The 24026-nt window shown below is 72.8% G+C and carries 20 protein-coding genes; 16 read left to right on the top strand and 4 right to left on the bottom strand.

Going from position 1 to position 24026, the window contains the following annotated elements; translation table 11 throughout:
- Nucleotides 1-100 precede the first annotated feature (100 nt).
- From ABT263_RS01230 to ABT263_RS01265, 8 genes are all read left to right on the top strand, one after another.
- A complete protein-coding gene (locus ABT263_RS01230) occupies nucleotides 101-769 on the top strand; it encodes a DUF4097 family beta strand repeat-containing protein (RefSeq protein ID WP_352286330.1) in 669 nt (222 codons plus the stop codon).
- Nucleotides 770-845: 76 nt separating this feature from the next.
- On the top strand, nucleotides 846-2051 hold the full coding sequence (locus ABT263_RS01235) for a sensor histidine kinase (RefSeq protein WP_352286332.1): 1206 nt from the start codon (nucleotides 846-848) through the stop codon (nucleotides 2049-2051).
- Nucleotides 2048-2737 (top strand): response regulator, encoded by a 690-nt coding sequence (locus tag ABT263_RS01240; RefSeq protein ID WP_352286334.1) that lies wholly within the window; start codon nucleotides 2048-2050, stop codon nucleotides 2735-2737. Before ABT263_RS01235 ends, ABT263_RS01240 begins: the two co-directional genes overlap by 4 nt.
- Before the next feature lie 132 nt (nucleotides 2738-2869).
- Entirely contained in the window at nucleotides 2870-3478 is a 609-nt protein-coding gene (locus ABT263_RS01245) for a hypothetical protein (protein WP_352286335.1), read from the top strand.
- Between the two features lie 97 nt (nucleotides 3479-3575).
- Nucleotides 3576-4316, top strand: a complete 741-nt coding sequence (locus ABT263_RS01250) for an SIR2 family NAD-dependent protein deacylase (protein ID WP_352286337.1) — start codon at nucleotides 3576-3578, stop codon at nucleotides 4314-4316.
- Nucleotides 4317-4385: 69 nt separating this feature from the next.
- Complete coding sequence (locus tag ABT263_RS01255; RefSeq protein WP_352286339.1) at nucleotides 4386-5600, top strand: cytochrome P450; 1215 nt, start codon at nucleotides 4386-4388, stop codon at nucleotides 5598-5600.
- A gap of 66 nt (nucleotides 5601-5666) precedes the next feature.
- Nucleotides 5667-6605, top strand: a complete 939-nt coding sequence (locus ABT263_RS01260; RefSeq protein WP_502885735.1) for an ADP-ribosylglycohydrolase family protein — start codon at nucleotides 5667-5669, stop codon at nucleotides 6603-6605.
- A 70-nt stretch (nucleotides 6606-6675) separates the two neighbouring features.
- Nucleotides 6676-8019 carry a serpin family protein gene (locus ABT263_RS01265; RefSeq protein ID WP_352286343.1) on the top strand — a complete coding sequence of 448 codons (1344 nt, stop codon included), beginning with the start codon at nucleotides 6676-6678 and terminating at the stop codon, nucleotides 8017-8019.
- Nucleotides 8020-8080: 61 nt separating this feature from the next.
- Here ABT263_RS01265 and ABT263_RS01270 read toward each other — a convergent pair whose 3' ends face one another.
- The 4 genes from ABT263_RS01270 to ABT263_RS01285 form a co-directional block, all read right to left on the bottom strand.
- On the bottom strand, nucleotides 8081-9181 hold the full coding sequence (locus ABT263_RS01270) for an ADP-ribosylglycohydrolase family protein (protein WP_352286345.1): 1101 nt from the start codon (nucleotides 9179-9181) through the stop codon (nucleotides 8081-8083).
- 105 nt (nucleotides 9182-9286) lie between these two features.
- Nucleotides 9287-10600: a DUF2786 domain-containing protein gene (locus ABT263_RS01275; RefSeq protein ID WP_352286347.1), complete on the bottom strand. Its 1314-nt coding sequence runs from the start codon at nucleotides 10598-10600 to the stop codon at nucleotides 9287-9289.
- A gap of 120 nt (nucleotides 10601-10720) precedes the next feature.
- Complete coding sequence (locus ABT263_RS01280; RefSeq protein ID WP_352286349.1) at nucleotides 10721-12367, bottom strand: GumC domain-containing protein; 1647 nt, start codon at nucleotides 12365-12367, stop codon at nucleotides 10721-10723.
- Nucleotides 12364-13167: an ABC transporter ATP-binding protein gene (locus ABT263_RS01285; RefSeq protein WP_329488150.1), complete on the bottom strand. Its 804-nt coding sequence runs from the start codon at nucleotides 13165-13167 to the stop codon at nucleotides 12364-12366. The genes ABT263_RS01280 and ABT263_RS01285 overlap by 4 nt, the downstream gene beginning before the upstream one ends.
- Before the next feature lie 239 nt (nucleotides 13168-13406).
- Here ABT263_RS01285 and ABT263_RS01290 point away from each other — a divergent pair, with 239 nt between their 5' ends.
- The 8 genes from ABT263_RS01290 (at nucleotide 13407) to ABT263_RS01325 (ending at nucleotide 24004) form a co-directional block, all read left to right on the top strand.
- Nucleotides 13407-13997, top strand: coding sequence for a DUF1707 and DUF4190 domain-containing protein (locus ABT263_RS01290; RefSeq protein ID WP_352286351.1), 591 nt, complete (start codon nucleotides 13407-13409; stop codon nucleotides 13995-13997).
- Nucleotides 13998-14469: 472 nt separating this feature from the next.
- Nucleotides 14470-14841 carry a 30S ribosomal protein S12 gene (gene rpsL, locus ABT263_RS01295; protein WP_014144289.1) on the top strand — a complete coding sequence of 124 codons (372 nt, stop codon included), beginning with the start codon at nucleotides 14470-14472 and terminating at the stop codon, nucleotides 14839-14841.
- 2 nt (nucleotides 14842-14843) lie between these two features.
- Nucleotides 14844-15314 (top strand): 30S ribosomal protein S7, encoded by a 471-nt coding sequence (rpsG, locus tag ABT263_RS01300; protein ID WP_148644378.1) that lies wholly within the window; start codon nucleotides 14844-14846, stop codon nucleotides 15312-15314.
- A 39-nt stretch (nucleotides 15315-15353) separates the two neighbouring features.
- A complete protein-coding gene (fusA, locus tag ABT263_RS01305) occupies nucleotides 15354-17459 on the top strand; it encodes an elongation factor G (RefSeq protein ID WP_329488147.1) in 2106 nt (701 codons plus the stop codon).
- A gap of 236 nt (nucleotides 17460-17695) precedes the next feature.
- Nucleotides 17696-18889 carry an elongation factor Tu gene (gene tuf / locus ABT263_RS01310; protein ID WP_329488145.1) on the top strand — a complete coding sequence of 398 codons (1194 nt, stop codon included), beginning with the start codon at nucleotides 17696-17698 and terminating at the stop codon, nucleotides 18887-18889.
- A 209-nt stretch (nucleotides 18890-19098) separates the two neighbouring features.
- Nucleotides 19099-20292 carry an acyltransferase family protein gene (locus ABT263_RS01315; RefSeq protein ID WP_352286353.1) on the top strand — a complete coding sequence of 398 codons (1194 nt, stop codon included), beginning with the start codon at nucleotides 19099-19101 and terminating at the stop codon, nucleotides 20290-20292.
- Between the two features lie 204 nt (nucleotides 20293-20496).
- Nucleotides 20497-21504 (top strand): glycosyltransferase family 2 protein, encoded by a 1008-nt coding sequence (locus ABT263_RS01320; protein ID WP_329488142.1) that lies wholly within the window; start codon nucleotides 20497-20499, stop codon nucleotides 21502-21504.
- 94 nt (nucleotides 21505-21598) lie between these two features.
- On the top strand, nucleotides 21599-24004 hold the full coding sequence (locus tag ABT263_RS01325; RefSeq protein ID WP_352286355.1) for a hypothetical protein: 2406 nt from the start codon (nucleotides 21599-21601) through the stop codon (nucleotides 24002-24004).
- Nucleotides 24005-24026: the final 22 nt, after the last annotated feature.

Raw genomic sequence — 24026 nt, forward strand, 5'->3', positions numbered from 1 at the left:
GGGGGAGCCGGGGGAACCGCTCGGGAGGGCGAGGCGCCGGCCGGGGGCGGCGGGGGAGGCTGGGCGGCGTCGGAACGACGGACGTGGAGGGGAGCCGGCGATGAAGCGGGTGCTGGGTGCGATGGCGGTCACCGGGGCGGTGCTGGCCGGGGTGTCGGGCTGTCTGCCGGGCGACGAGCGGCGACGGGACGTCGGCTACGGCGTGGACGGGCCGGTGCGGGAGCTGGTGGTCGAGGGGCGCACCGGCGGGGTCACGATCCGCGGCGGCGGGGAGGCGGTGCGGGTCACCGAGCACCAGAACTACCGGGGCGCGGCGCCGACGAGCAGCCACGAGGTCCGGGACGGCACCCTGACGCTGCGCTACGACTGCGACGACTGCGGGGTCGGCTACGAGGTGGACGTGCCGGCCGGCACCCGGGTGCGGGTCGGCACGGAGACCGGCGGGGTGCGGCTGACCGGGCTGGCCGCCGAGGTGGAGGTGAAGGCCGGCACCGGTGGTGTGGAGGCGAGCGGGCTGACCTCGCCGGTGGTGCGGCTGAGCACCGGGACGGGCGGGATCGAGGCCTCCTTCGCGGGGATCCCGACCACCGTGGAGGCCCGGGCGCGGACGGGCGGGGTCCGGGTCCGGGTGCCGGCGGGGCAGGCGTACGCGGTGGACGCGAGCGCCGGGACGGGCGACGTCTCGGTGGAGGTGCCCCGCGCGGCGGGGGCGGCGCGCAGCATCACGGCGCGGGCCGAGACCGGCGGCGTGACGGTCGGCGGTGCCTGACGGGCCGGTGCCCACGGTGCTGCCGGTAGGGCATGATCTTCTCCGCGGGGGCGGGGTCCCCGGGTACGGGGGGTACGTGGACGAGGACCGGTTCGCGCCGGGGCGGGCCTGGCGGGCGCGGTTCGCCGGGGTGAGTCCCTACGTGCTGGACACCCTGCTGGCCGTCGGATCGGCCGGGGTCTCGTTCTGGGCGGTGTACCACGACGACGTCACCCGCCCCTGGTGGGTCTATCTGCTGGCGCTCGGCACCGCGCTTCCGCTGCCCTGGCGGCGGCGGGCCCCGCTCGCCGTGATGGCCGTCAGCGGCGGGGTGTCGGCGGTGCTCTCGGTGGTGGCGCACCCGGTGATGCCGCAGCTGCCGCTGTACGCGGTGATCACCGTGTACACGGTGGCCGAGCGCGCGCCGGACCGGCAGCGCTGGGCGGTGCTGGCCGTGGTGGTGGCGGCCAACGTGGTGGGGACCCACTCGCTCAACGGCATGCTGTTCTCGCTGCTGACCTCGGTCGGTGCCTTCGTCTTCGGCTCGCTGGTGCGCGAACTGCGCCGGCTGGCGCAGGTGGAGGCGGAGCGGGCCCGGGAGGCCGGCCGGCGGGCGGCCAGCGACGCGGCGCGCGCGGTGGCGCAGGAGCGCGGCCGGATCGCCCGGGAGATGCACGACATCCTGGCGCACGCCGTGTCGCTGATGGTGATCCAGGCCGAGGCCGGCCCGCTGGTGGTGCACAAGGACCCGGAGCGGGCGATCAGGACCTTCGACACCATCGCCGACTCCGGCCGGGACGCCATGGTGCAGCTGCGGCGGGTGCTCGGGGTGCTGAAGGAGGACGGCGCGGCTCCGGAGCTGGCGCCGCAGCCGCGGCTGGCCGAGCTCGCGGGCCTGGTCGAGCGCGTCCGCGGGGCGGGACTGCGGGTGGAGCTGGAGCTGGACCCGGAGGGCACGCCGGGCCCGCTGCCCGCGGACGTGGAGGCGGCCGCCTACCGGATCGTGCAGGAGGCGCTGACCAACACGGTCAAGCACGCCGGGGCGGACCGGGCGGCCGTGCGGGTGGTCCGCTCGGGCGGGGTGCTGGAGGTCGTGGTGTCCGACAACGGGCGCGGGGTGCGCCGGCCGGCGGACCGCGCGGCGGACTGGTCCGGCGGTCGCGGGCTGGTCGGCATCCGGGAGCGGGCCGCGGCCTGCGGCGGGCGGGCCGAGGCCGGGCCGGGACCGGAGGGGAACGGCTTCCTGGTGAGTGCCAGGCTGCCGCTGGGCGAGGGCGCGTCGAGGGAGGGGGTGGGCCGGTGAAGCCGATCCGGGTGGTCGTCGCGGACGACCAGGAGCTGGTGCGGGCCGGGTTCGGGATGATCCTGGACGCACAGCCGGACATCGAGGTGGTCGCGGAGGCGCGCGACGGCGCCGAGGCGGTCGAGGCGGTGCGCGAGCACGGCCCGGACGTCCTGCTGCTGGACGTCCGGATGCCGGTGATGGACGGCCTGGAGGCGGCCCGCCGGGTCTGCGCGGACCACCCGGAGACCAAGGTGATCATGCTGACCACCTTCGACATCGACGACTACGTCTTCGACGCGCTCTACGCCGGGGCGAGCGGGTTCCTGCTCAAGGACGTCCGCCGGGACGACCTGGCGCACGGTGTGCGGATGGTGGCCTCGGGCGAGGCGCTGCTGGCGCCGTCGGTGACCCGCCGGCTGATCGGCGAGTTCGCCGCCCGCCGGCCGGGCGGGGCCAGGCCGCCCGCGCAGGGCGTCCGGGCGCCGTCCCGGCTGCTGGAGCAGCTGACCCTGCGGGAGCGGGAGACGCTGCGGCTGCTGGCCCGGGGGCTCTCCAACGCGGAGATCGCCGCCGAGCTGGTGGTCAGCGAGCACACCGTGAAGACGCACGTCAGCAATGTGCTGGGCAAGCTGGGGCTGCGGGACCGGGTGCACGCGGTGGTGTTCGCGTACGAGGCGGGGGCGGTCGTCGCGGGGGAGGGCTGACCGCGGCCCGGCCCGGGGGAGTCCCCCGCGCGGGGGAGCCGGCGGGATCGCCGGGGCGGGTGATCCGCGACGAGGGGCCCGGCGGACAGCATCCGGAGTGTCGGAAACGCACTCGCGGAGCGGAGAACTCCCATGACCGTCACCAGGCTCGACCGCCTCACCCCGGTCGCCGCCGTCGGCGCCCCCGTCCTGATGGCCCTGTACGGCGGTGTCCGGCTGCTGGAGGGCTCACGGGAGCCCGGCCCCGGCTGGACGGTGGGCCACGCCCTGATGCTGGCGGGGCTGCTGCTGTTCGGTCCGCTGCTCGCCGCGCTGCGCGGGCTGCTCGCGCCGCGCCGTCCGGCCGGCCGGATCGCCGCGAACGCGGCCACGGCGGTGGCCTTCGCGGGACTGGCGGCCTCGGTGGTCCAGATCGGGATCGACCTGTACGTGGGGGCGGTCGCCGTGGACAAGGCCGACCAGCACCGGCTGTTCGACGGCATCCAGAGCCGGCCGGGCGTGCTGCCGGCCTTCTACTCGGTCGGTCCGCTGCTGTTCTACGTCGGCCTGCTGGCGCTGCTGGTCGCCGCCTCGGCCGGGGCGACCCGGGCGCTGCGGTGGTGGAGCCCGGTGCTGGTGCTGGTCGGGACGGCGATGACGGCCGCCGACCTGGCGCTGATCCCGCCGGCCGCCGCGCTCTACCTGGCGGCGCTGGCACCGCTGGCGGGGTTCGGCGGGGTGCGTCGCCCGGTCGCGGCCTGAGCGGGCGGGCCGTTCGCACGGGGGTGGGGCGGCCGGCCCGTCGTGCCCGGGGAATTCCGGTGGCGGCGCGCGGCGGCGGGCCCGTAACGTCCCGGGCATGACCGCCAAGCGACCGCTGATCGCCGTTCTCACCGGCGCCGGCGTCTCCACCGACTCCGGCATCCCCGACTACCGCGGCCCGAACGGCCTCTGGCAGCGCGATCCGCGGGCCCAGGAACTCGTCACCATCGGCCCCTACCTGGCCGATCCGGACGTCCGCCGCCGGGCCTGGCTGCTGCGCCGGGACACCGGCGCGCTGGCCGCCGAGCCGAACGCCGGCCACCTCGCGCTGGTCGAGCTGGAGCGCAGCGGCCTGCCGGTGCGGGTGCTCACCCAGAACGTGGACGGCCTGCACCAGCGGGCCGGGCTGCCCGCCCGCAAGGTGCTCGAACTGCACGGCACCGCACGGGAGGTGGAGTGCGTGCGCTGCCACGTCGTCGGCCCGACGGCCGAGGCGCTGGAACGCGTCGCCGCCGGTGAGCCGGACCCGGCCTGCCGGGCGTGCGGCGGGGTGCTCAAGCCCCGCACGGTGATGTTCGGCGAGGCCCTGGACCCGGTGGTGCTCCAGCGGGCCGACGCGGTGGCCCGGGCCTGCGACCTGTTCGTCGCCGTCGGGACCAGCCTCCAGGTGTACCCGGTGGCCGCCCTCCCGCAGATCGCGCTGGAGTCCGGTGCCCGGCTGGTCGTCGTCAACGGCGAGCCCACGCCGTTCGACGAGGCGGCGGACGAGGTGATCCGGGACCCGATCTCCACCGCGCTCCCGGCCCTGGTCCGCCGGCTGGTGGCCGAGCAGGCCTAGTGGACCGGACCGGCCGCCTGCGTACGATGATCACCCCGGCTCCCCCTCACGGCCAGGAGTGATCGACCGATGACGACGACGGCGAAGTTCGACCCCTGGTCGGCGGCGTTCGTGGCCCACCCCTACGACGCGTACAGCGAGCTGCGCGAGCACGCCCCGGTGACGTACTACGAGCCGACCGGCCAGTGGCTGGTGTCCCGCCACGAGGACGTCAGCGCGCTGCTGCGGGACCGGCGGCTGGGGCGGACGTACACCCACCGCTTCACCCACGAGGAGTTCGGCCGGCCCGCGCCCGACCCGGCGCACGAGCCGTTCCACACCCTCAACGACCACGGGCTGCTCGACCTGGAGGCGCCGGACCACACCCGGATCCGGCGGCTGGTCTCCAAGGCCTTCACCCCGCGCATGGTCGAGGGGCTGCGCCCGACCGTCCGGCGGCTCGCCGCGGAGCTCGTGGACGGGCTGCTCGCGGCCGGCGGCGGCGACCTGGTCGCCGCCGTCGCCGAGCCGCTGCCGGTCGCGGTGATCGCCGAGATGCTGGGCGTACCGGAGGGCGACCGGCACCTGCTGCGGCCGTGGTCCGCCGACATCACCGGCATGTTCGAACTCAACCCGACCGAGGAGGCCGCCCGCCGGGCCGTCACCGCGAGCACCGAGTTCTCGGACTACCTGCGCGCCCTGATCCGCGAGCGCCGGACCGAGCCCGGCGGCGACCTGATCAGCGCGCTGATCCAGGCCCAGGAGGGCGCCGACGCGCTCAGCGAGCAGGAGATGGTCTCCACCTGCGTGCTGCTGCTGAACGCCGGCCACGAGGCGACCGTCAACACCACCGGCAACGGCTGGTGGGCGCTGTTCCGCAACCCCGGTGAACTCGCCCGGCTGCGCGGCTCGGTGGACGAGCTGCTCCCCACCGCGGTCGAGGAACTGATGCGCTGGGACACCCCGCTCCAGATGTTCGAACGCTGGGTGCTGGAGGACATCGAGGTCCGCGGCGTCACCGTCCCGCGCGGCTCCGAGGTCGCGCTGCTCTTCGGCTCCGCGAACCGGGACCCGGCCCGGTTCGCCGACCCGGACCGGCTCGACCTCGGCCGTGCCGACAACCCGCACGTCACCTTCGGCGCCGGAATCCACTTCTGTCTCGGCGCCCCGCTCGCCAGACTGGAGCTCACCGAGTCCTACGGCGCACTGCTGCGCCGGGCGCCCGGCCTGCGGCTGGTCCGCGAGCCGCGGTGGCGCCCGGGCTACGTGATCCGGGGGCTGGAGGAACTGCTGGTCGAGATCTGAGGGGGAGCCGTGGACAAGGCGACCGGAACACTGCTGGGCCTGGCGCTCGGCGACGCCCTGGGGCGGATGACCGAATTCCGCACGATCGAGCTGATCGCCGCCCACGACCCCGACTGGCGCCGACTGCCGCTGCCGAAGAAGGCCCTGGTCACCGACGACACCCAGATGACGCTCGCCCTGGGACGCGCCCTGCGCACCGCCCTGGAGGGCGGCCCGCTCGGCCCACCGCGGCTGGAGCGGCCGCTGCGCGAGGAGTTCGTCGACTGGTGGCGCTCGCCCGAGAACAACCGCGCGCCGGGGATGACCTGCCTGCGCTCCTGCCAGCGGCTCAGCGACGGCCGCCGCTGGCAGGAGGCGAGCGACCTCGGCTCCAAGGGCTGCGGCGCCAACATGCGGGTCGCGCCGATCGGCCTGGTCAGGGAGCTGACGCCGCGCCAGCTCTCCGGCGCCGCCCAGCTGCAGTCCGCGCTGACCCACGGCCACCCGACCGCGCTCGCGGCCAGTGACCTCACCGCCTACGCGGTCCGCAGGCTCGCCGACGGCCTGGCGCCGGCCGCCCTGACCGCCGAGCTGCGCGCGTACGCGCGGGCCGCCCGCACCCGGTACGACGAGTGCTGGCTCGGCGACCTCGCGGCGCACGCCCAGGACCCCTCCCCCGAGCACTTCGCCGCCCGCGGCTGGGACGAGTGCCTCGGCGTCCTCGACCGGCTGGACGCGGCGCTCGCCGAGCCCGACGTCGAGGCGGACCCGTGCCTGGCCACCGGCGAGGGCTGGATCGCCGAGGAGGCGCTCGCCACCGGCCTGCTCTGCTTCCTGCTGCTGCCCGACGACCCGGTGGCCGCCGTGCGCCGAGCCGCCTACTCCTCCGGCGACTCCGACTCCCTCGCCTGCCTGACCGGCGCCTTCGCCGGCGCGCACCTGGGCGCGTCGGCCTGGCCGGCGGACTGGGTCGAGCGGATCGAGCACCGGGACGAGCTGCTCGCGCTCGGCGCGCTCTGGGACTGACCCCGGCCCCGGGGGCGAGGGCGCCGGTCGGGCGGGGGAACCGGTCCGGCGGGCGCCGCGTCGAACCGCCATGACGAGTCGCACGCGCAGCACCCGCAGTCGCACCCGCCGCCGCCCGGCGGCCCCGCTCCTCGCCCCGGTCCTCGTCGCCGCGCTCGCCGCACCGCTGCTCACCGGCTGCGGCAGCACCGGCGTCGCGGACCAGGTCGTCCGGGCCCCCGCACCCACCTCCGCCCCGCCGGCCGACCCGGCCCACGTCGCGGCGACCGCCGCCGCCACCAACGCCTTCGGCCTGGACCTGCTGCGCACCCTCACCGCCACGCCCGACGGGGCCGGCCGCAACCTCGTGCTCTCGCCGTCCGGCCTGGCCACCGTGCTCGCCATGGTGCTGCCCGGTGCCCGCGGCGCCACCGCGGACGAGCTCGCCAAGGCCCTGCACACCGGGCTCACCCCGCAGCAGTACGCCCTCGCCACCGGCGCCCTGAACCGGACCGGCCCGCCCACCGACGGCCTGACCCTGCGCCAGGCGGACGACCTCTGGGTCCAGCAGGGCTTCCCGCTCGACCAGGGCTACCTGGCCACCCTCGCCGCCGCCTTCGGCACCGGCGTGCACACCGCCGACTTCCGCAAGGACCCGGAGAGCGCCCGCAGGACCGTCAACGCGACGGTGGAGAAGGCGACCGAGGGCCGGATCAAGGACCTCTTCGCCGAGCGGACGATCAACCAGGACACCCGCCTGGCGCTCACCGACGCGCTCTACCTGAAGGCGAGGTGGGCCACCCCGTTCAAGGCCTCGCAGACCTCCGACCGGCCGTTCCACCGGCCGGACGGCTCGACCCCGTCCGTCGCCACGATGGCCCGGACCGGCACCCTGCGCTACGCCGACGGCTCCGGCGGGATCCTCGGCCAGCCCTGGCAGGCCGTCGAACTGCCCTACGCGGACGGCGGGATGGCGATGGACCTGCTGGTGCCCGCCCAGGGCGGGTTCGAGGCCTTCCGCAAGGGCCTGGACCAGGCCCAGCTCACGATGATCCTCGACTCGCTCACCGAGCGCTCGGTCGACCTCACCCTGCCGCGCTTCCACTTCGAGACCGCCAACGAGCTGACGCCGACCCTGCGGGCGCTCGGGGTCGCCGCGGCCTTCGACGCCGCGGACCTCGGCGGCATCCCCGGACCTGGGACGGACGAGCGGCTGAAGGTCGGCACGGTGGTGCAGAAGGCCACCGTGCAGGTGGACGAGGACGGCACGGTGGCCGCCGCCGGGAGCGGCGTCGGGATCGAGGCGGCGGCCGGGGCGGCCCCCAAGAGGGCCGAGGAACTGCACATCGACCGGCCGTTCCTGTTCCTGATCAGGGACACCACGACCGGCCGCCCGCTCTTCCTCGGCCAGGTCACCGACCCGCAGGCCGGGTGACCGGCGCCGCCGGGGCCGTGCGGCGGCCCGCCCCGGCGGCCCGCCCCGGCGGCCCGCCCGGTCACCAGGCCGGGTAGCGCCCGTCCAGGGCCGGGTGGGTCGGCTCGCGGCTGCCGAACAGCACCAGCAGGTCGTCCGCCACCCGCAGCAGCGTCTCCGTGCCCTCGACCGCCTCGGTCCAGGCCGTCGGCAGGGCCGCCGCGCCGTACGCCGCGCCCACCAGGTTGCCGCAGACCGCGCCGGTGGAGTCGCTGTCCCCGGAGTGGTTCACCGACAGCAGCAGCGCCGTCCGGGCCGGGTCCGGCCCGGACGCGGCCGCCAGCAGGCAGTACACCGCGATCGCCAGGCACTCCTCGGCGATCCAGCCGAGCCCGACCCGCTCCACCGCCTCCGCCGAGGGCTCGGCCTCCTCGGCCACCCGCACCGCCCGGTGCAGCGCCAGGACGGTCTCCTTGGAGCCCGGCCAGTCCCGGGTCTGCTCGACGACCTGCCCGACCGCCGTCCACGGCTCGACCCCGTCCACCAGCCGCTCGACCAGCGACGCGAACGCGCCCGCCGCCAGGTAGCCGGTCGGGTGCCCGTGGGTGAGCTGCGCGCACTGCGCGGCCAGCCCGAAGGACTGCTCGACGCCCAGCCGGGCCAGCCCGAACGGCGCCGAGCGCATCACCGTGCCGCACCCCTTGGAGTGCGCGTTGATCGGCCCCGGCTGCCCGAACGGCGCCGGTGCCCGGAACTCCGGGTGGTACGACACCCCGCTCAGACAGGCGTTGCCCGGCGCCCGCCGCGCGTACAGGAACGGCTGCCGCAGCAGCCAGCCGTCGTACGGGCGGGGGAGCGGGCCCTGGTCCGGGGCGCCCTGCTGCTGCGTCAGCAGCCAGCGCCGGTAGGCGCCGTGGACGGCCTCCGGCACCGATCCGCCGCCGCCCGACCAGCCCCGGACGAAGCCGCGGATCAGCCCCTCGGCGGTGAACAGCGTCATCTGGGTGTCGTCGGTGACCTCGGCGATCCGGCCGCCACCGGGCAGCCCGGTCACCCCGGCCCGGCCGTACTGCTCCCGGATCTGCTGCAGCTGCCGGAACTCCACCGGCCAGCCCAGGGCGTCGCCGACGCCCCCGCCGAGCAGCGCCCCGCGTACCCGGTCGGCATACCCCGACTCCGTCACCGCCACCGTCGCTCCCCCTCGCTCCCGGGGCCCGCCCGGCCGGTCGGGCCGAGGCCGGACCGGCCGGACCGGCCCTGCCGACGTCCGTTCTATCAGGCCCGACCGCTACCGCCGGATCTCCCCGGCCCGGCCGTGCAGGGCGGCCCGGTCGGCCGCCGCCCGGCCCGCCACCCAGCCCTCGCCGTCGCTCACCCGGACCCGCTGCGAGACCAGCTTCGGGAACATCCGCCCGACCTGCTGGTCGACCGCCTCGGTCCGGGCCGCCAGCGCCGGCAGCAGCCGCTCGTCCGGCACCAGCTGCTCCTCGGTGCCGTCCTCGCGCAGGTGCCGCCCGGCCGCCGCGTCGCTGGTGGCCTGCTCGGTCGCGGCGGTCAGCCGCTCACGGATCCGCGCCGCGTACGCGACCAGGAAGGAGTGCCGGAACGCCTTGGTGCGCGAGGCGCCGTCCAGGTGCTGGCGCGAACCGGCCTTGTTCATCGCGTGCGTCGCCTGCACCAGCAGCGAGGTGTAGAGCAGCTCGACGCCGTCCAGGTCGCCGTCGAAGCCGATGATGGTGCAGAAGCCGAACTCCTTCGCCCAGACCACCCGGCACCGGTTCGCCGCCGCCACCGCGTCCAGCAGCATCGTCTTCGGGACCTCGTAGGGGTTGTCCACGCCGATCCGCAGCGCCGCCGGGGCGTCGCGGTCCTCGCCGCCGACCGCCAGCAGCGCGTCGTCGATGCTGTGCTGGGCCATCAGCTGCTGGGCCTTGGCGGTCAGCGCCTCGGCCTCCTCCGGGTACTCGGTGGACTCAGCCTTCGCCAGCAACGCCCGGATCCGGGACAGCATCCGCGGCTCGCCCGGTACCGGGCCCGCGGCCCGCCGCTCCGTCCGGGGGGCCTGCCCGCCCGGCCCGGGAGCCGGGCCGACCGGGGCGATCGGGGGCAGCCGGCCCCAGCTGCGCAACAGCTCCAGCACGTGGGTGGCCAGCGCGAACCGGTCCAGCCGGTGGCGGTCGGCGAAGGCGCCCAGGTACGCCTCGTCGCCCGGCCACCACACCGCGGTCTCCAGCTCGCGCAGCTGCTCCTGCCAGCGCCGGTCGGTGGCGGCCGCCGGGTGGCGGCGGTTCTCGGCGGCGATGAGGTCCACCGCGAGGGCCAGGTGCACCGGCTTCAGCTCCCGCCGCACCACCCTGGCCAGGTCGGCCGGCCGCCAGCCCGCCGACCAGCAGCGCCCGACCGCCGTGTCCGCGTACCCGAGCAGTGCCCGGCTCACCGCCGGCCACTGGGCGGGGGAGGCGGCCAGCAGCGAGGCGCCGGTGTCCAGGGCGAGGTCCAGCCCCTCGTCCGGTGCGGTCAGCACCGCTCGCACCGCCTGCTCCAGTAGCGGTCCGGCGCTCCCGTCCGCCCCGGTCCCGCCCTGCTGCCTGCGCTTGCCCACGGTGTCGCCTGCTCTCGTCGTGCCGGTCCCGCGGTCGGGGCGGCCTCCGCCCATGATGCCGGAGCGCCCGGCCCCGACGACGGGGACCGGGCGCTCGCGGGGTGCCCGACGGGGCGGCCGTCAGCGTTCGACGGCCTTGGCCAGGATCTCCGGGGCGCGCTCCAGCAGGCGGCCGGCGGCCAGCCGGATGCCGAGGAAGGCGACCAGCGCGCCGTACAGCGGGCCGAGCGCCAGCACCGGCCAGGCCGGGCCGTCGGAGAGCAGCGCCCAGCCGAGGTAGCCGGAGACCGGCAGGCTGAGCAGCGCGGCGCCGAACATCGAGCCGAAGCTGTTGAGCATCACCAGCCCGCCCTGGCCGGGGGCGGCGTTGCGCATCGGGTTGTTGTCGGACGGCATGGTGTACGGGGCCAGCACGCTGAGCACCGCGCCGATCGCGATGCCGCAGCCGAGCAGGCCGAGCGCCAGGCCGAAGGCCGGCGCCAGACCGGCCCAGTCACCGGTGACGGCGGCCAGCAGCAGCGCCAGCACCAGGGTGACCGGCACCGCGTAGGAGAGGATCGCGAACGCCCGCCCGCGCAGCTCCTCGCGGGCGTCGGCGGGGGTCAGCAGGGTCGCGGCGACCATCCAGAACGCCGAGCCGTCCATGCCGAACAGGTTGAGCATCTGCAGACCGAGGAACATCCCGGTGGCGGCCACCAGGTAGACGGTCGACCAGCCCTGGACCACCGAGAGCACGCAGATCACCACCGTCATCCCGATGCTGGTGAAGACGGCGGCCTTGGCGCGCGGCTCCCGCCAGGCGTAGCGCAGGTGGCGCTGCATCACCGCGCCGGTCCGGCCGGCGGGCAGGAAGCCCCAGCCGCGCGAGGCCTGCACGCCGCGCGCCACCTCCAGGGTGGAGGCGTCGGCGGTGACCATCAGTTGCTGGAGGCTGGCCCGCCACCAGCGCAGCAGCAGGGCCAGCACGACGGCCGTGGAGGCCAGCTGGAGCAGCGCCAGCCCGTACCGCCCCTCACCGGCGGTGCGTCCGGCGTCCGCCGCGCCGACCGGCGGCACCCAGCGCAGCACCGAGGCGATCGGTGCCAGCGGGCTGAGGTCGAGGCCGTCCTTCCCCGGCTTGCCGAAGACGCTCTGCGAACCGACGTTGGCGACCTGGATCAGCAGCGCGAAGAGCAGACCGCCGAAGATCGCGAAGTCCTTGCCGCGCCGGCTGGAGAGCAGCCGGGCGTTGCCCGCCGCGACCGCGCGGGAGAGCGTCACCAGGGTGAGCACCGTCAGCGGGACGCCGACCACCGCGGCCGCCGCCGAGGCGGCGCCGTCCGCGCCGGACAGCGCCGCGCCGGTGACCAGCACCAGGGCGACCAGCGGGCCGGGCCCGAGCAGCGCGGCCAGCGCCGAGCCGCGCAGCAGCGGGCCGGGGCGCAGCGGCAGCATGGTGAGCCGGGTCGGGTCGGCGCTCTCGTCGCTGGCGAAGAGGAACAGCGGCAGCGCGGCCCAGCTGATGGTGAGGGCGCCGACCAGCATCACGCCCGCGTCGCCGGCGCCGGCGTGCCCGTTCAGCAGGGCCAGCAGGAACGCGATCAGCGAGGCGAACAGCAGGCCGGCCACCGTGCCGACGACGTAGAGCACGGCGCGTCCGCGGCTGCGCCGCAGGCCGTTGCGGAGCAGTCGCAGCTTGAGCGACACCAGGGTGCGGACGACCACGCGCCCGTCGGGCACGGTCGCGCGGGCGGTGCGGACCCCGGTCTCGGCGCGGGTGGAGCTCACCGCTCGCCCCCGAGCCAGCCGAGGGCCTGGCCGTCGTCCTCGCGGACGCCGATCAGGTCCAGGAACGCCTCGTGCAGGCTGCGGTCGCCGCGCACGGTGTCCAGCGGGCCCTGGGCGATCACCCGGCCGGCGTTGACCACGGCGACCCAGTCGCAGAGCTGCTCGACGAGTTCCATGACGTGGCTGGAGAAGATGACGGTGGAGCCGGCCGCGGCGTAGCGCTTGAGCACGCCGCGGATGGTCTGGGCGGAGACCGGGTCGACGCCCTCGAAGGGCTCGTCCAGGAAGAGCACGTCGGGGTTGTGCAGCAGCGCGGCGGCCAGGCCGATCTTCTTGCGCATCCCGGTGGAGTAGTCGGCGACCAGCTTGTCGGCGTCACCGGCGAGGTCCAGGACGGCCAGCAGCTCCTCGGCGCGGCGGTCCACCTCGGCCCCGGGCAGGCCGCGCAGCCGGCCGTTGTACTGCAGCAGTTCGCGGCCGCTGAGCCGTTCGAACATCCGCAGGCCCTCGGGCAGGATGCCGATCCGGGCCTTGGCGGCGACCGGGTCGGCCCAGACGTCGGCGCCGTGCACCAGGACGGTGCCCTGGTCGGGCCGGAGCAGGCCGGTGACCATGGAGAGCGTGGTGGTCTTGCCGGCGCCGTTCGGGCCGACCAGGCCGATGAACGCGCCGGCCGGCAGCTCCAGGCTCAGTCCGGCGACCGCCGCCTGGCTGCCGAAGTGCTTCCAGAGCCCCTGGATGCTGACGGCGGCGGGGACCGGGGACGCGGGGACCGGGGACGGCGGTGCTGACGCCTGCATGGCGGCCTTCTCTGCTGGGAAACGGGTGAATGTCCAGGCCAGCCTGCCATCGCCCGGGGCGGGCTGTCGTCCGGATTGATGATCTTGGCCTGGGCTGGGCCGAACGGGTGAGTGTGAGGCACTCCTCGGGGGCCGCCGAGGCAGGTCGCGGAAAGTGGCAACTACTCAGGCCCCCTGTTCGTCCTGCACTATGAAGGCCAGTGAGCGCGCACGGCGCGCCGGGGTGTCGGAGGTGGCGGATGGCCGTTCAACCGTGGGGCGAGCAGGGCCCCGGGTACGGAGGACGGCCGCCCCAGGTACCGGCCAAGCCGTACGCGCAGCCGCAGCCGTACGCCCAGTCCTACGCGCAGCCGGCGCCGATGCCGCAGTCGGCGATGCGGGCGGCCCACACCGACCGGGACCGCACCGTCGACGTGCTGAAGGCCGCGTACGCCGAGGGCCGGCTCTCCGCCGACGAGTACGGCCAGCGCTTCGACGCGGCCAGCGCCGCGCAGACGTACGGCGAGCTGGCCCGGCTGGTGGCCGATCTGCCCTCCGGTCCGATGGTGACGCCGATGCCGCCGATGACGGCGGTCGGCCAGCCGGTGCCGCAGACCTTCCTGCTGCCGCCCCCGCCGGTGCCGTCCCGCCCGACCAACAGCACGGCCGTGGCGTCGATGGTGCTCGGCCTGATGGGGCTCGGGCTGCCGGCCGTGATCACCGGGCACATCGCCAAGGCCCAGATCCGGGAGCGCAACGAGGAGGGCGACACCATGGCCACGGTCGGCCTGGTCTTCGGCTACCTGGCCAGCGCCGTCTACACCCTGCTGATGCTGGCCCTGATCGCCTGATCGCCTGATCGCCTGAGCGCCTGAGCGCCTGAGCGGCCGATCGCCCTCGCCCGCCCGGCCCCCCGCGGGCGCCCGCCCCGGTGGCGGCGCCCGCCGGGGTGTGGTAGAGCGGCAGAAGAGCGGTTCGTCACCGGGAAGTCGTGCGCGCGACACCCCGGCGCCGCCCGGCCACCGCCGCGACCTGCGGCGTTGCATTTGTTTTGACCGAGCCCGATGCGCTAGGTACGCTCTGACCTTGTGCCTGGGGTGTCCCCGGGTCCTTGTGCGTGCATGCACACCGGCCGCCGCGCCGAGCCGGAGCGCCTCCCAGCGCTCCGCGCGTTGAGCGCCGTCGCTGTACATCAGCTCATGGGATTCCGTGTCGGAATAAGCCCAACACACCCGACCGCGTGGGTCGACCACGGGGTCGTGTGCGATGGAGACACCGCAGGTTAGTTTTACCAAGCCTTGGCACACAGAAAACGGAGAAACGGTGCCTACGATCCAGCAGCTGGTCCGAAAGGGCCGGCAGGACAAGGTCGAGAAGAACAAGACTCCCGCGCTGAAGGGCTCGCCCCAGCGCCGCGGGGTCTGCACGCGTGTGTACACGACCACCCCGAAGAAGCCGAACTCGGCGCTTCGTAAGGTCGCCCGTGTGCGCCTCACCAGCGGGATCGAGGTCACCGCTTACATCCCGGGCGAGGGCCACAACCTGCAGGAGCACTCCATCGTGCTGGTGCGCGGTGGTCGTGTGAAGGACCTTCCTGGTGTCCGCTACAAGATCATCCGCGGTTCGCTCGACACCCAGGGTGTCAAGAACCGCAAGCAGGCTCGCAGCCGCTACGGCGCCAAGAAGGAGAAGTAAGAATGCCTCGTAAGGGCCCCGCCCCGAAGCGCCCGGTCATCATCGACCCGGTTTACGGCTCCCCGGTCGTCACCCAGCTGGTCAACAAGATCCTGCTGCACGGCAAGCGCTCCACCGCCGAGCGGATCGTCTACGGCGCCCTCGAGGGCGTCCGCGAGAAGACCGGCTCCGACCCTGTCGTGGCGCTGAAGCGCGCGCTGGAGAACGTCAAGCCGGCTCTTGAGGTCAAGTCCCGCCGTGTCGGTGGCGCGACCTACCAGGTTCCGGTCGAGGTCCGTCCGGGCCGCGCCAGCACCCTGGCGCTGCGCTGGATGGTCGGTTACTCCCGCGCCCGTCGCGAGAAGACCATGACCGAGCGCCTGATGAACGAGATCCTCGACGCCAGCAACGGCCTGGGCGCTTCCGTGAAGCGTCGCGAGGACACCCACAAGATGGCCGAGTCCAACAAGGCCTTCGCGCACTACCGCTGGTAGTCCGAACCCCGTCACTAGACAGAGAGAGAACGAGCCACCATGGCTGCAACCTCCCTTGACCTCGCCAGGGTCCGCAACATCGGGATCATGGCGCACATCGACGCGGGCAAGACCACCACCACCGAGCGGATCCTGTTCTACACCGGTGTCTCGTACAAGATCGGTGAGGTCCACGATGGCGCTGCCACCATGGACTGGATGGAGCAGGAGCAGGAGCGCGGCATCACGATCACGTCGGCCGCGACGACCTGTCACTGGACGCTCGACGGCGTCGACAACACCATCAACATCATCGACACCCCGGGTCACGTCGACTTCACCGTCGAGGTGGAGCGTTCGCTGCGCGTCCTCGACGGTGCCGTCACGGTGTTCGACGGTGTCGCCGGCGTGGAGCCCCAGTCCGAGACCGTGTGGCGGCAGGCTGACCGCTACGGCGTCCCGCGCATCTGCTTCATCAACAAGCTGGACCGCACGGGCGCGAACTTCTTCTTCTGCGTCGACACCATCGTGGAGCGCCTCGGCGCCACCCCGCTGGTGATGCAGCTCCCGATCGGTGCCGAGGCGGACTTCCAGGGCGTTGTCGACCTGGTCCGCATGAAGGCGCTGGTCTGGACGGCCGAGGCCGCCAAGGGCGAGATGTACGACATCGTCGACATCCCGGCCGACCTGGTGGACCAGGCCGAGGAGTACCGCGAGCAGCTGCTGGACACCGTGTCGACCGTCAGCGACGAGGTGATGGAGCTCGCCATGGAGGGCGAGGCCGTCCCCGAGGAGCTCCTGATCGCCGCGATCCGCAAGGGCACGCTGAACTCGGACTTCACGCCGATCTTCTGCGGCACCGCCTTCAAGAACAAGGGCGTTCAGCCCCTGCTCGACGCGGTCGTCAACTACCTGCCGTCGCCGCTGGACATCGAGTCCATCGAGGGCACCAAGCCCGGCGACGACACGGTCAAGATCTCCCGCAAGGCGTCGGACGACGAGCCGCTCGCGGCTCTGGCGTTCAAGATCATGTCCGACCCGCACCTGGGCAAGCTCACCTTCGTCCGGATCTACTCCGGGCGCCTTGAGGCCGGCACCGCCGTCCTCAACGCGGTGAAGGGCCGCAAGGAGCGCATCGGCAAGATCTACCGCATGCACGCGAACAAGCGTGAGGAGATCGAGTCGGTGGGCGCCGGCGACATCGTCGCCGTCATGGGTCTCAAGCAGACCACCACCGGTGAGACCCTGTCCGACGAGAAGCACCCGGTCATCCTGGAGTCCATGGACTTCCCGGCCCCGGTCATCCGCGTCGCGATCGAGCCGAAGTCCAAGGGCGACCAGGAGCGGCTCGGTACCGCCATCCAGCGCCTGGCCGAGGAGGACCCGTCCTTCCAGGTCAACACGGACGAGGAGACCGGCCAGACCATCATCGCGGGTATGGGCGAGCTGCACCTCGAGGTGCTGGTCGACCGTATGAAGCGTGAGTTCAAGGTCGAGGCCAACGTCGGCAAGCCGCAGGTCGCGTACCGCGAGACGATCCGCAAGGCCGTCGAGCGCATCGACTTCACGCACAAGAAGCAGACCGGTGGCTCCGGCCAGTTCGCGAAGATCCAGATCGCGATCGAGCCGATCGAGTCCGGCGAGGGCTACGAGTTCGTCAACAAGGTCACCGGTGGCCGCGTGCCGAAGGAGTACATCCCTTCGGTCGACGCCGGTTGCCAGGAGGCCATGGAGTTCGGCGTGCTCGCCGGCTACCCGCTCCAGGGTGTCCGCGTGACGCTGCTCGACGGTGCCTCGCACGACGTCGACTCCTCCGAGCTCGCGTTCAAGATCGCCGGCTCGATGGCATTCAAGGAGGGCGCCCGCAAGGCCTCTCCGACCCTGCTGGAGCCGATGATGGCCGTCGAGGTCACCACGCCCGAGGACTACATGGGCGATGTGATCGGCGACATCAACTCTCGCCGTGGCCAGATCCGGTCCATGGACGAGCGTTACGGTGCCCGCGTCGTTTCGGCGCTGGTGCCCCTCTCCGAGATGTTCGGCTACGTCGGTGACCTGCGCAGCAAGACCTCTGGTCGCGCAAGCTACTCGATGCAGTTCGACTCGTACGCCGAGGTTCCGCGGAACGTGGCGGACGACATCATCGCCAAGGCCAAGGGCGAGTAAGGACCGGCGCGAGCCGAGTCCTTGCCCGAGCTCGCAGGACATCCCGACATTCGGGACGATTGCGAACCCTTAGGCTATTAGGAGGCGAACCCGGGGGAACCCACTCGGATTCCCCCGGGGGCCTCCGCCCCCACCCGCGGGACGGCATGGGGCGCACTCCAGCGCCGCATACCCAACCCGATCAAAGACCAACTGACGTCAGCACGGCGTACAGAACTGTCCTCAGGAGGACTGCAGTGGCGAAGGCGAAGTTCGAGCGGACGAAGCCCCACGTCAACATCGGCACCATCGGTCACATCGACCACGGTAAGACGACCCTTACCGCGGCCATCACCAAGGTGCTGCACGACGCGTACCCGGAGATCAACCCCTTCACGCCGTTCGACCAGATCGACAAGGCGCCGGAGGAGCGGCAGCGCGGTATCACCATCTCGATCGCGCACGTCGAGTACCAGACCGAGGCGCGTCACTACGCCCACGTCGACTGCCCGGGTCACGCGGACTACATCAAGAACATGATCACCGGTGCGGCCCAGATGGACGGTGCGATCCTCGTCGTCGCCGCCACCGACGGCCCGATGCCGCAGACCAAGGAGCACGTCCTCCTGGCCCGCCAGGTCGGCGTCCCCTACATCGTCGTCGCCCTGAACAAGGCCGACATGGTGGACGACGAGGAGATCCTGGAGCTCGTCGAGCTCGAGGTCCGCGAGCTCCTCTCCGAGTACGAGTTCCCGGGCGACGACCTGCCGGTCGTCCGCGTCTCCGCGCTGAAGGCGCTGGAGGGCGACAAGGAGTGGGGCGAGAAGCTCCTCGGCCTGATGCACGCGGTCGACGAGGCCATCCCGACCCCGGCCCGCGCCGTGGACCAGCCGTTCCTGATGCCGATCGAGGACGTCTTCACGATCACCGGTCGTGGCACCGTCGTCACCGGTCGTATCGAGCGTGGCATCCTCAAGGTCAACGAGACTGTCGACATCATCGGCATCAAGGAGACCAAGACCACCACCACGGTCACCGGTATCGAGATGTTCCGCAAGCTGCTCGACGAGGGCCAGGCCGGTGAGAACGTCGGTCTGCTCCTCCGTGGCATCAAGCGCGAGGATGTCGAGCGCGGCCAGGTCATCATCAAGCCCGGTTCGGTCACCCCGCACACCGAGTTCGAGGCCCAGTCCTACATCCTGTCGAAGGACGAGGGTGGCCGTCACACCCCCTTCTTCAACAACTACCGCCCGCAGTTCTACTTCCGTACCACGGACGTGACCGGCGTGGTGACCCTCCCCGAGGGCACCGAGATGGTCATGCCGGGCGACAACACCGCCATGACGGTCGTGCTGATCCAGCCGATCGCCATGGAGGAGGGCCTGAAGTTCGCCATCCGTGAGGGTGGCCGCACCGTCGGCGCCGGCCAGGTCACCAAGATCCTCAAGTAATCGAGGCTCTGGACCTGCCTGTGTCACACAGGTGAAGTCCGAAGGGCCCCGCACACCTCGGTGTGCGGGGCCCTTCGGCGTGTCGCGCGGAGCGCGCGGGGGTCCTGTGCGTAGGGCGATCGCGCTGCGGATAGACTGAGCCACCCGCAGCCGTCGCCAGGGCGAGGCTGACCGAGGCTCTCCGCCCCACTCGCTGAAAGCGCTCCGGAATGACCTCTGCCCCCCTTCTCACGAAGCCCTCGCTTCTCCGGCGCCGTTCGGCCGCGCGCGCGGGCCAGTCGCCTGACGGTCGCGCCAAGCGCCCCCGGCTGTACGCGCTCGACGGGATGCGTCTCTTCGCGGCCCTGAGCGTGCTCTCCTTCCACTGGACCGCCTACGTCGGCATCTCCGGGGTGTGGCAGGGCGTCACTCCGAAGGACGTACTGCCGACGGTGAACCGGATGGCGGCCTACGGCTGGCTCGGGGTGGAGCTGTTCTTCGTCATCAGCGGCTTCGTGATCTGCATGAGCTGCTGGGGGAAGCGGCCGGGGGAGTTCTTCGTCTCCCGGGTGGTCCGGCTGTACCCCGGCTACTGGGCGGGCATAGCGCTCACCAGCCTGGTGGTGCTGAACCTCAAGCAGTTCGCCCGCTCGGGGGCCGGTGACGGGCTCAACGCCGGCACCATCCTCGGCAACCTGACCATGCTTCAGACCCCGCTCGGGATGCGGCACGTCGACGGCGTCTACTGGACGCTCTGGGTGGAGATGCGGTTCTACCTGCTCTTCGCGATCGTCGTGGCGACGGGCCTCACCTACCGCAAGGTGGTGGCGTTCTGCGGGATCTGGACGATCCTCGCGGTGCTCGCGCCGCAGGCGGACCTCCCGCTGCTGACCACCCTCGCCATGCCTAACGAGTCGCCGTTCTTCATCGCCGGCGTCGGCATGTTCCTGATGTACCGCTTCGGTCAGAACCTGCTGCTCTGGGGGATCGTCGGATTCTCCTGGATCCTCGCGCTGACCCGCCTGACCTCCATCCAGGAGGTGTACGTCAACGTTCTCGGCCACCCCCTTTCGTGGAACGTCATGGCCGGTGTGGTGACGGCCGCGTTCGCCCTGGTGCTGGGTGCCGCGCTGGGCGTGTTCGACTGGGTGCAGTGGACGTGGCTGACGGTCGCCGGTGCGCTGACCTACCCGCTCTACCTGATCCACCAGGAGATCGGCTGGACGCTGATCCACTGGCTGCTCACCAAGGACTTCGGTGTCCGGGCGGCCCTGGGGACGACCCTGCTCGCGGTGATGGTGGCGGCCTGGCTGATCCACCGGTTGGTCGAGCGGCCGGTGTCGAAGATGATGAAGAACGCGTTGGACCGTTCGATGGCGACCCTGCGCCGGGCCTCCGACGAACCCGCTCCGGTGAAGCACTGACAATGCAGGGGGACGCGTGAATTCGGCGTCCCAAGAATCATTCATGCAATCGCAAAATCCTGCTGCTAGCCTGGCCGCCATCACGGGGTGGACCCAGGCCGCGCACCCCTCCTTCGCAACCATCAGCTCGGTCGTCCGGGCCACCCGGCCGCACTCCGGGATCGATCGATCGTTCTCAAAGACATAAGGGACAGGCGACAACTGATGTACAACGCAGCAGTATCGGCAGAGCAGGCCGTCCCGCCGGCGCCGCTGTTGTCGGTCGTGATGCCGATCTACAACGAGCAGGAGGCCCTGCCGTTGACGGTCCAGCGCCTGCGCCCGATCCTGGACGAGCTGGGGATCGACTACGAGGTCGTCGGTATCGACGACGGCAGCACCGACGCCACCCCGGCGATCATGCAGAAGATCCACCAGGACTGGCCGGAGTTCCGGATCGTCCGCTTCGCGCGCAACTCCGGTCACCAGGCGGCGCTGACCGCGGGCATCCACCGCGCCTACGGCGACTACGTGGTGTCCATCGACGCCGACCTGCAGGACCCGCCGGAGAAGATCCCCGAGATGCTCGCGCTCGCCCGCGAGAAGAACCTCGACATCGTCTACGGCGTGCGCGGCGACCGCGGCACCGACACCTTCTTCAAGCGGCGTACGGCCGGCGCCTACTACTGGCTGATGCGCAAGCTGGTCGGCAAGAACATGCCGAACCAGGCCGGTGACTTCCGCCTGCTCAGCCGCGCCGCGGTGGACGCGCTCAAGGCGATGCCCGAGCACCAGCCGGTCTACCGCCTGCTGGTCCCGTGGCTGGGCTTCCCCAGCGGCGAGGTCGTCTACGTCCGCGAGGAGCGGGTCGCGGGCAGCACGCACTACCCGCTGTCCAAGATGGTCCGTCTCGCCATCGACAGCATCACCAACTTCTCCGCCAGCCCGCTGCGGCTCGCCACCTGGCTCGGCCTGCTGAGCTTCGTGCTCTGCTTCTGCCTGGGGATCTACACCACGGTCGAGTACGCGCTCGGCAAGACCGTGCCCGGCTGGTCCTCGCTGTTCGTCGGCATGCTCTTCCTCGGCGCCGTCCAGCTGGTCTGCATCGGTCTGCTGGGCGAGTACGTCGGCCGGATCTACTCGGCGGCGCAGGCCCGCCCGGCCTACTTCGTCGGGTACGACTCGGCCGAGGACCGCGCGAAGGCGGCGAAGGTCTCCGAGTACGCGGTGTGACCCCCTGGTCCGTCCCGCGGCGCCGGCCGCCGCGGGACGGACCGGCCGCCGACCGCCAGGAAGCCGACGCACAGCCCGCAGGAGAAGAAGAGCGATGGGCACTACCGACAGCACCGCGCCCGCCCTGGGCACGCCGACCCCGCCCGCGGGGCGGACCGGCAGTTCCGCGCCGGACGCCGGCGGTGCCCCGCTGAGCCCGCGCGACCGGGTGGTGGCGTTCCTGCCCGCGGTCGCGGCCTACCTCTTCCTGGTCGTCCTGCTGCTGGCCGCCGACACCTCGGTCAGTGACATCGCGCGGTACACCTTCTACGTGCTGTGGGGCGTCATGCTCCCGGGCACGCTGGTCTTCCGCCTGCTGCGGCGCCGTCCGCACACGCTGGTCGAGGACCTGGCCTTCGGCGCCGTGGTCGGCCTGGTGCTGGAGCTGGCCGCCTGGGCCGTCCTGGTCGGGCTCGGCCTGCAGTCGGTGGCCACGGCCTGGCCGCTGGCGGTGGTGATCCCGTTCGCCGCCGTGCCGGGGCTGCGGCGGCACTGGCGGCCGCGCGGCTACCGCCGCACCTCGCCGGGCTGGTCCTGGTCGGTCGCCGGCACCGTCGCGTTCACCAGCGCCTACATGTACGGGGCGGTGCTCAGCCGGAACCCGGTCGTGCCGGACAGCGAGACCACCCGGCAGTACATCGACCTGCCCTATCTGCTGTCGCTGGCCGGGAACGCCAAGCACAACTTCCCGCTGACCTTCCCGCAGGCCGCCGGGGAGCCGCTGCACTACCACTGGTTCACCTTCGTCCACATGGCGATGACGGACCTGGTCGGGCACATCGACCTGACCGTGGTCCAGATGCGCCTGATGGTCCCGGCGCTCGCCGCCCTGGCCATGGTGATCACCGCCGTGGTGGCGCACCGGCTGACCGGGCGGCCGTGGGCCGGCCCGGTCGCCGCCCTGCTGATCTTCGCGGTCGGCGAGTTCAACGCGATCTACCCCAACAACGTCGGCCACTGGACCTTCGGGGCTCCGGCGGTACCGCTGATGTCCTGGGCGAGCCTCTCGCTGACGTACAGCCAGCCGCTGCTGATGGCCCTGATCGGGGTGGTCGGTGACGCCCTGCGCGGGCGCGGCGGCGAGGCGCGCGCCGAGGAGGACGGGCCCGCCCGGATCCCGGCGCTCGGCCGGGGCGCGTTCGTCCTCACCGCGCTGTTCGCGGTGGCCTCCAGCGCGGCGAAGGCGAGCTCCCTGCCGGTGACGCTGGCCGCGCTGGCCTTCGCCGGTCTGATGGTGCTGATCGGCACGCGGCGCGTCCCGTGGACCATCGTCGGCCTCGGCGCGGTCATCGCCGGCGCCCAGGTGTTCGCCACCGCGGTGCTGTTCCGCTTCGAGAGCTACGGCCTCGAAGTGGTGCCCTTCGGCAACATCGAGAAGTACTGGGCCGATCCGCAGCAGACCCGGACGGCGGTGACCCAGAGCGTGGTCGTCGCCGCCACGCTGATCGCGTTCCTGCTCAACCACCAGCTGCGGATGGTCGGCATGATCCCGCTCCTGTGGCGCCGCCGGCTCCGCCTGGAGCAGACCCAGTGGTTCCTGCTCGGCGGGGCCATCGCCGGCCCGGCCGTCTACCTGGTGGTCAACGGCTTCAACGCCAGCTACTTCACCCTCGCCGGCCTCTCCTTCGGCGTGCTGCTCTCGGCCTGGGGCTACTGCGAGGTCTTCGAGCGGGCCGCGCTGCCCACCCCGGGCAAGTTCGCGCTCGGCGCCGGCACGGTGGCCTTCGTCCTCCTGCTCACCCTCGGCATCTACCACTACGCGGACGACTGGGCGGCCTTCGCGCTCAAGGCGGTCGGCGACGCCGACGGCACCGAGTCCTACACGGCGCTGGTGCCGGCGCTGGCCGCGGCGGCGGCGCTGGCCGGGGCCGCGGCGGTCTGCGGCCTGCTCTGGTGGGCGGCCGGCCGGGCGCTGCCGGCGCTGCGCGGCCGCGGCGCCGTGGTGCTGCTCACCGCGGCGCTGGCGGCCGGCGCCCCCTCGCTGCTGCTCGACGTCCAGCAGTCCCGGCAGGTCCCGTGGGACGGCGCGTGGCCGCTCCCGGCCAGTCAGGTGGAGGCCGCGCGCTGGGTCCGCGCGCACAGCGACCCGACCGACGTCCTGGTGACCAACGGCCACTGCCGGTCGGAGAGCGACTACACCGTCCCCGGGGAGAACTGCTGGAACTCCCTGTCCTTCTACCTGAGCGCCTACTCCGAGCGCTCGGTGCTGGTGGAGGGCTGGGCCTACTCGCCGCGGCTGATGTCGGCGAAGTCCGCGTCCTTCTGGGACCAGGAGCTGCTCAAGCTCAACGAGGACTCCGTCTACCGGCCGACGGCCGCTATCCTCGACCGGCTGAGCGAGCGGCACCACGTCCGCTACGTGGTGGTGAACCGCAAGGTGGCGCCGGAGTCGCCGGACCTGAAGACCCTCGCCAAGCCGGTCTTCGACAACGGCCGGATGGCCGTGTACGAGATTTCCTGAACCGCCGAACCGATCGCATGGG

This window comes from Kitasatospora sp. NPDC001603 (assembly GCF_040298365.1).
Taxonomy (GTDB): domain Bacteria; phylum Actinomycetota; class Actinomycetes; order Streptomycetales; family Streptomycetaceae; genus Kitasatospora.

What these genes read in the sequence shown, in the direction of transcription:
- ABT263_RS01230 (WP_352286330.1), top strand. Translation starts at nt 101, where the DNA reads ATGAAGCGGGTGCTGGGTGCGATGGCGGTCACCGGGGCGGTGCTGGCC.
- ABT263_RS01245 (WP_352286335.1), top strand. Translation starts at nt 2,870, where the DNA reads ATGACCGTCACCAGGCTCGACCGCCTCACCCCGGTCGCCGCCGTCGGC.
- ABT263_RS01250 (WP_352286337.1), top strand. Translation starts at nt 3,576, where the DNA reads ATGACCGCCAAGCGACCGCTGATCGCCGTTCTCACCGGCGCCGGCGTC.
- ABT263_RS01255 (WP_352286339.1), top strand. Translation starts at nt 4,386, where the DNA reads ATGACGACGACGGCGAAGTTCGACCCCTGGTCGGCGGCGTTCGTGGCC.
- ABT263_RS01260 (WP_502885735.1), top strand. Translation starts at nt 5,667, where the DNA reads ATGACCGAATTCCGCACGATCGAGCTGATCGCCGCCCACGACCCCGAC.
- ABT263_RS01265 (WP_352286343.1), top strand. Translation starts at nt 6,676, where the DNA reads ATGACGAGTCGCACGCGCAGCACCCGCAGTCGCACCCGCCGCCGCCCG.
- ABT263_RS01285 (WP_329488150.1), bottom strand. Translation starts at nt 13,167, where the DNA reads ATGCAGGCGTCAGCACCGCCGTCCCCGGTCCCCGCGTCCCCGGTCCCC.
- ABT263_RS01290 (WP_352286351.1), top strand. Translation starts at nt 13,407, where the DNA reads ATGGCCGTTCAACCGTGGGGCGAGCAGGGCCCCGGGTACGGAGGACGG.
- rpsG (WP_148644378.1), top strand. Translation starts at nt 14,844, where the DNA reads ATGCCTCGTAAGGGCCCCGCCCCGAAGCGCCCGGTCATCATCGACCCG.
- fusA (WP_329488147.1), top strand. Translation starts at nt 15,354, where the DNA reads ATGGCTGCAACCTCCCTTGACCTCGCCAGGGTCCGCAACATCGGGATC.
- ABT263_RS01315 (WP_352286353.1), top strand. Translation starts at nt 19,099, where the DNA reads ATGACCTCTGCCCCCCTTCTCACGAAGCCCTCGCTTCTCCGGCGCCGT.
- ABT263_RS01320 (WP_329488142.1), top strand. Translation starts at nt 20,497, where the DNA reads ATGTACAACGCAGCAGTATCGGCAGAGCAGGCCGTCCCGCCGGCGCCG.
- ABT263_RS01325 (WP_352286355.1), top strand. Translation starts at nt 21,599, where the DNA reads ATGGGCACTACCGACAGCACCGCGCCCGCCCTGGGCACGCCGACCCCG.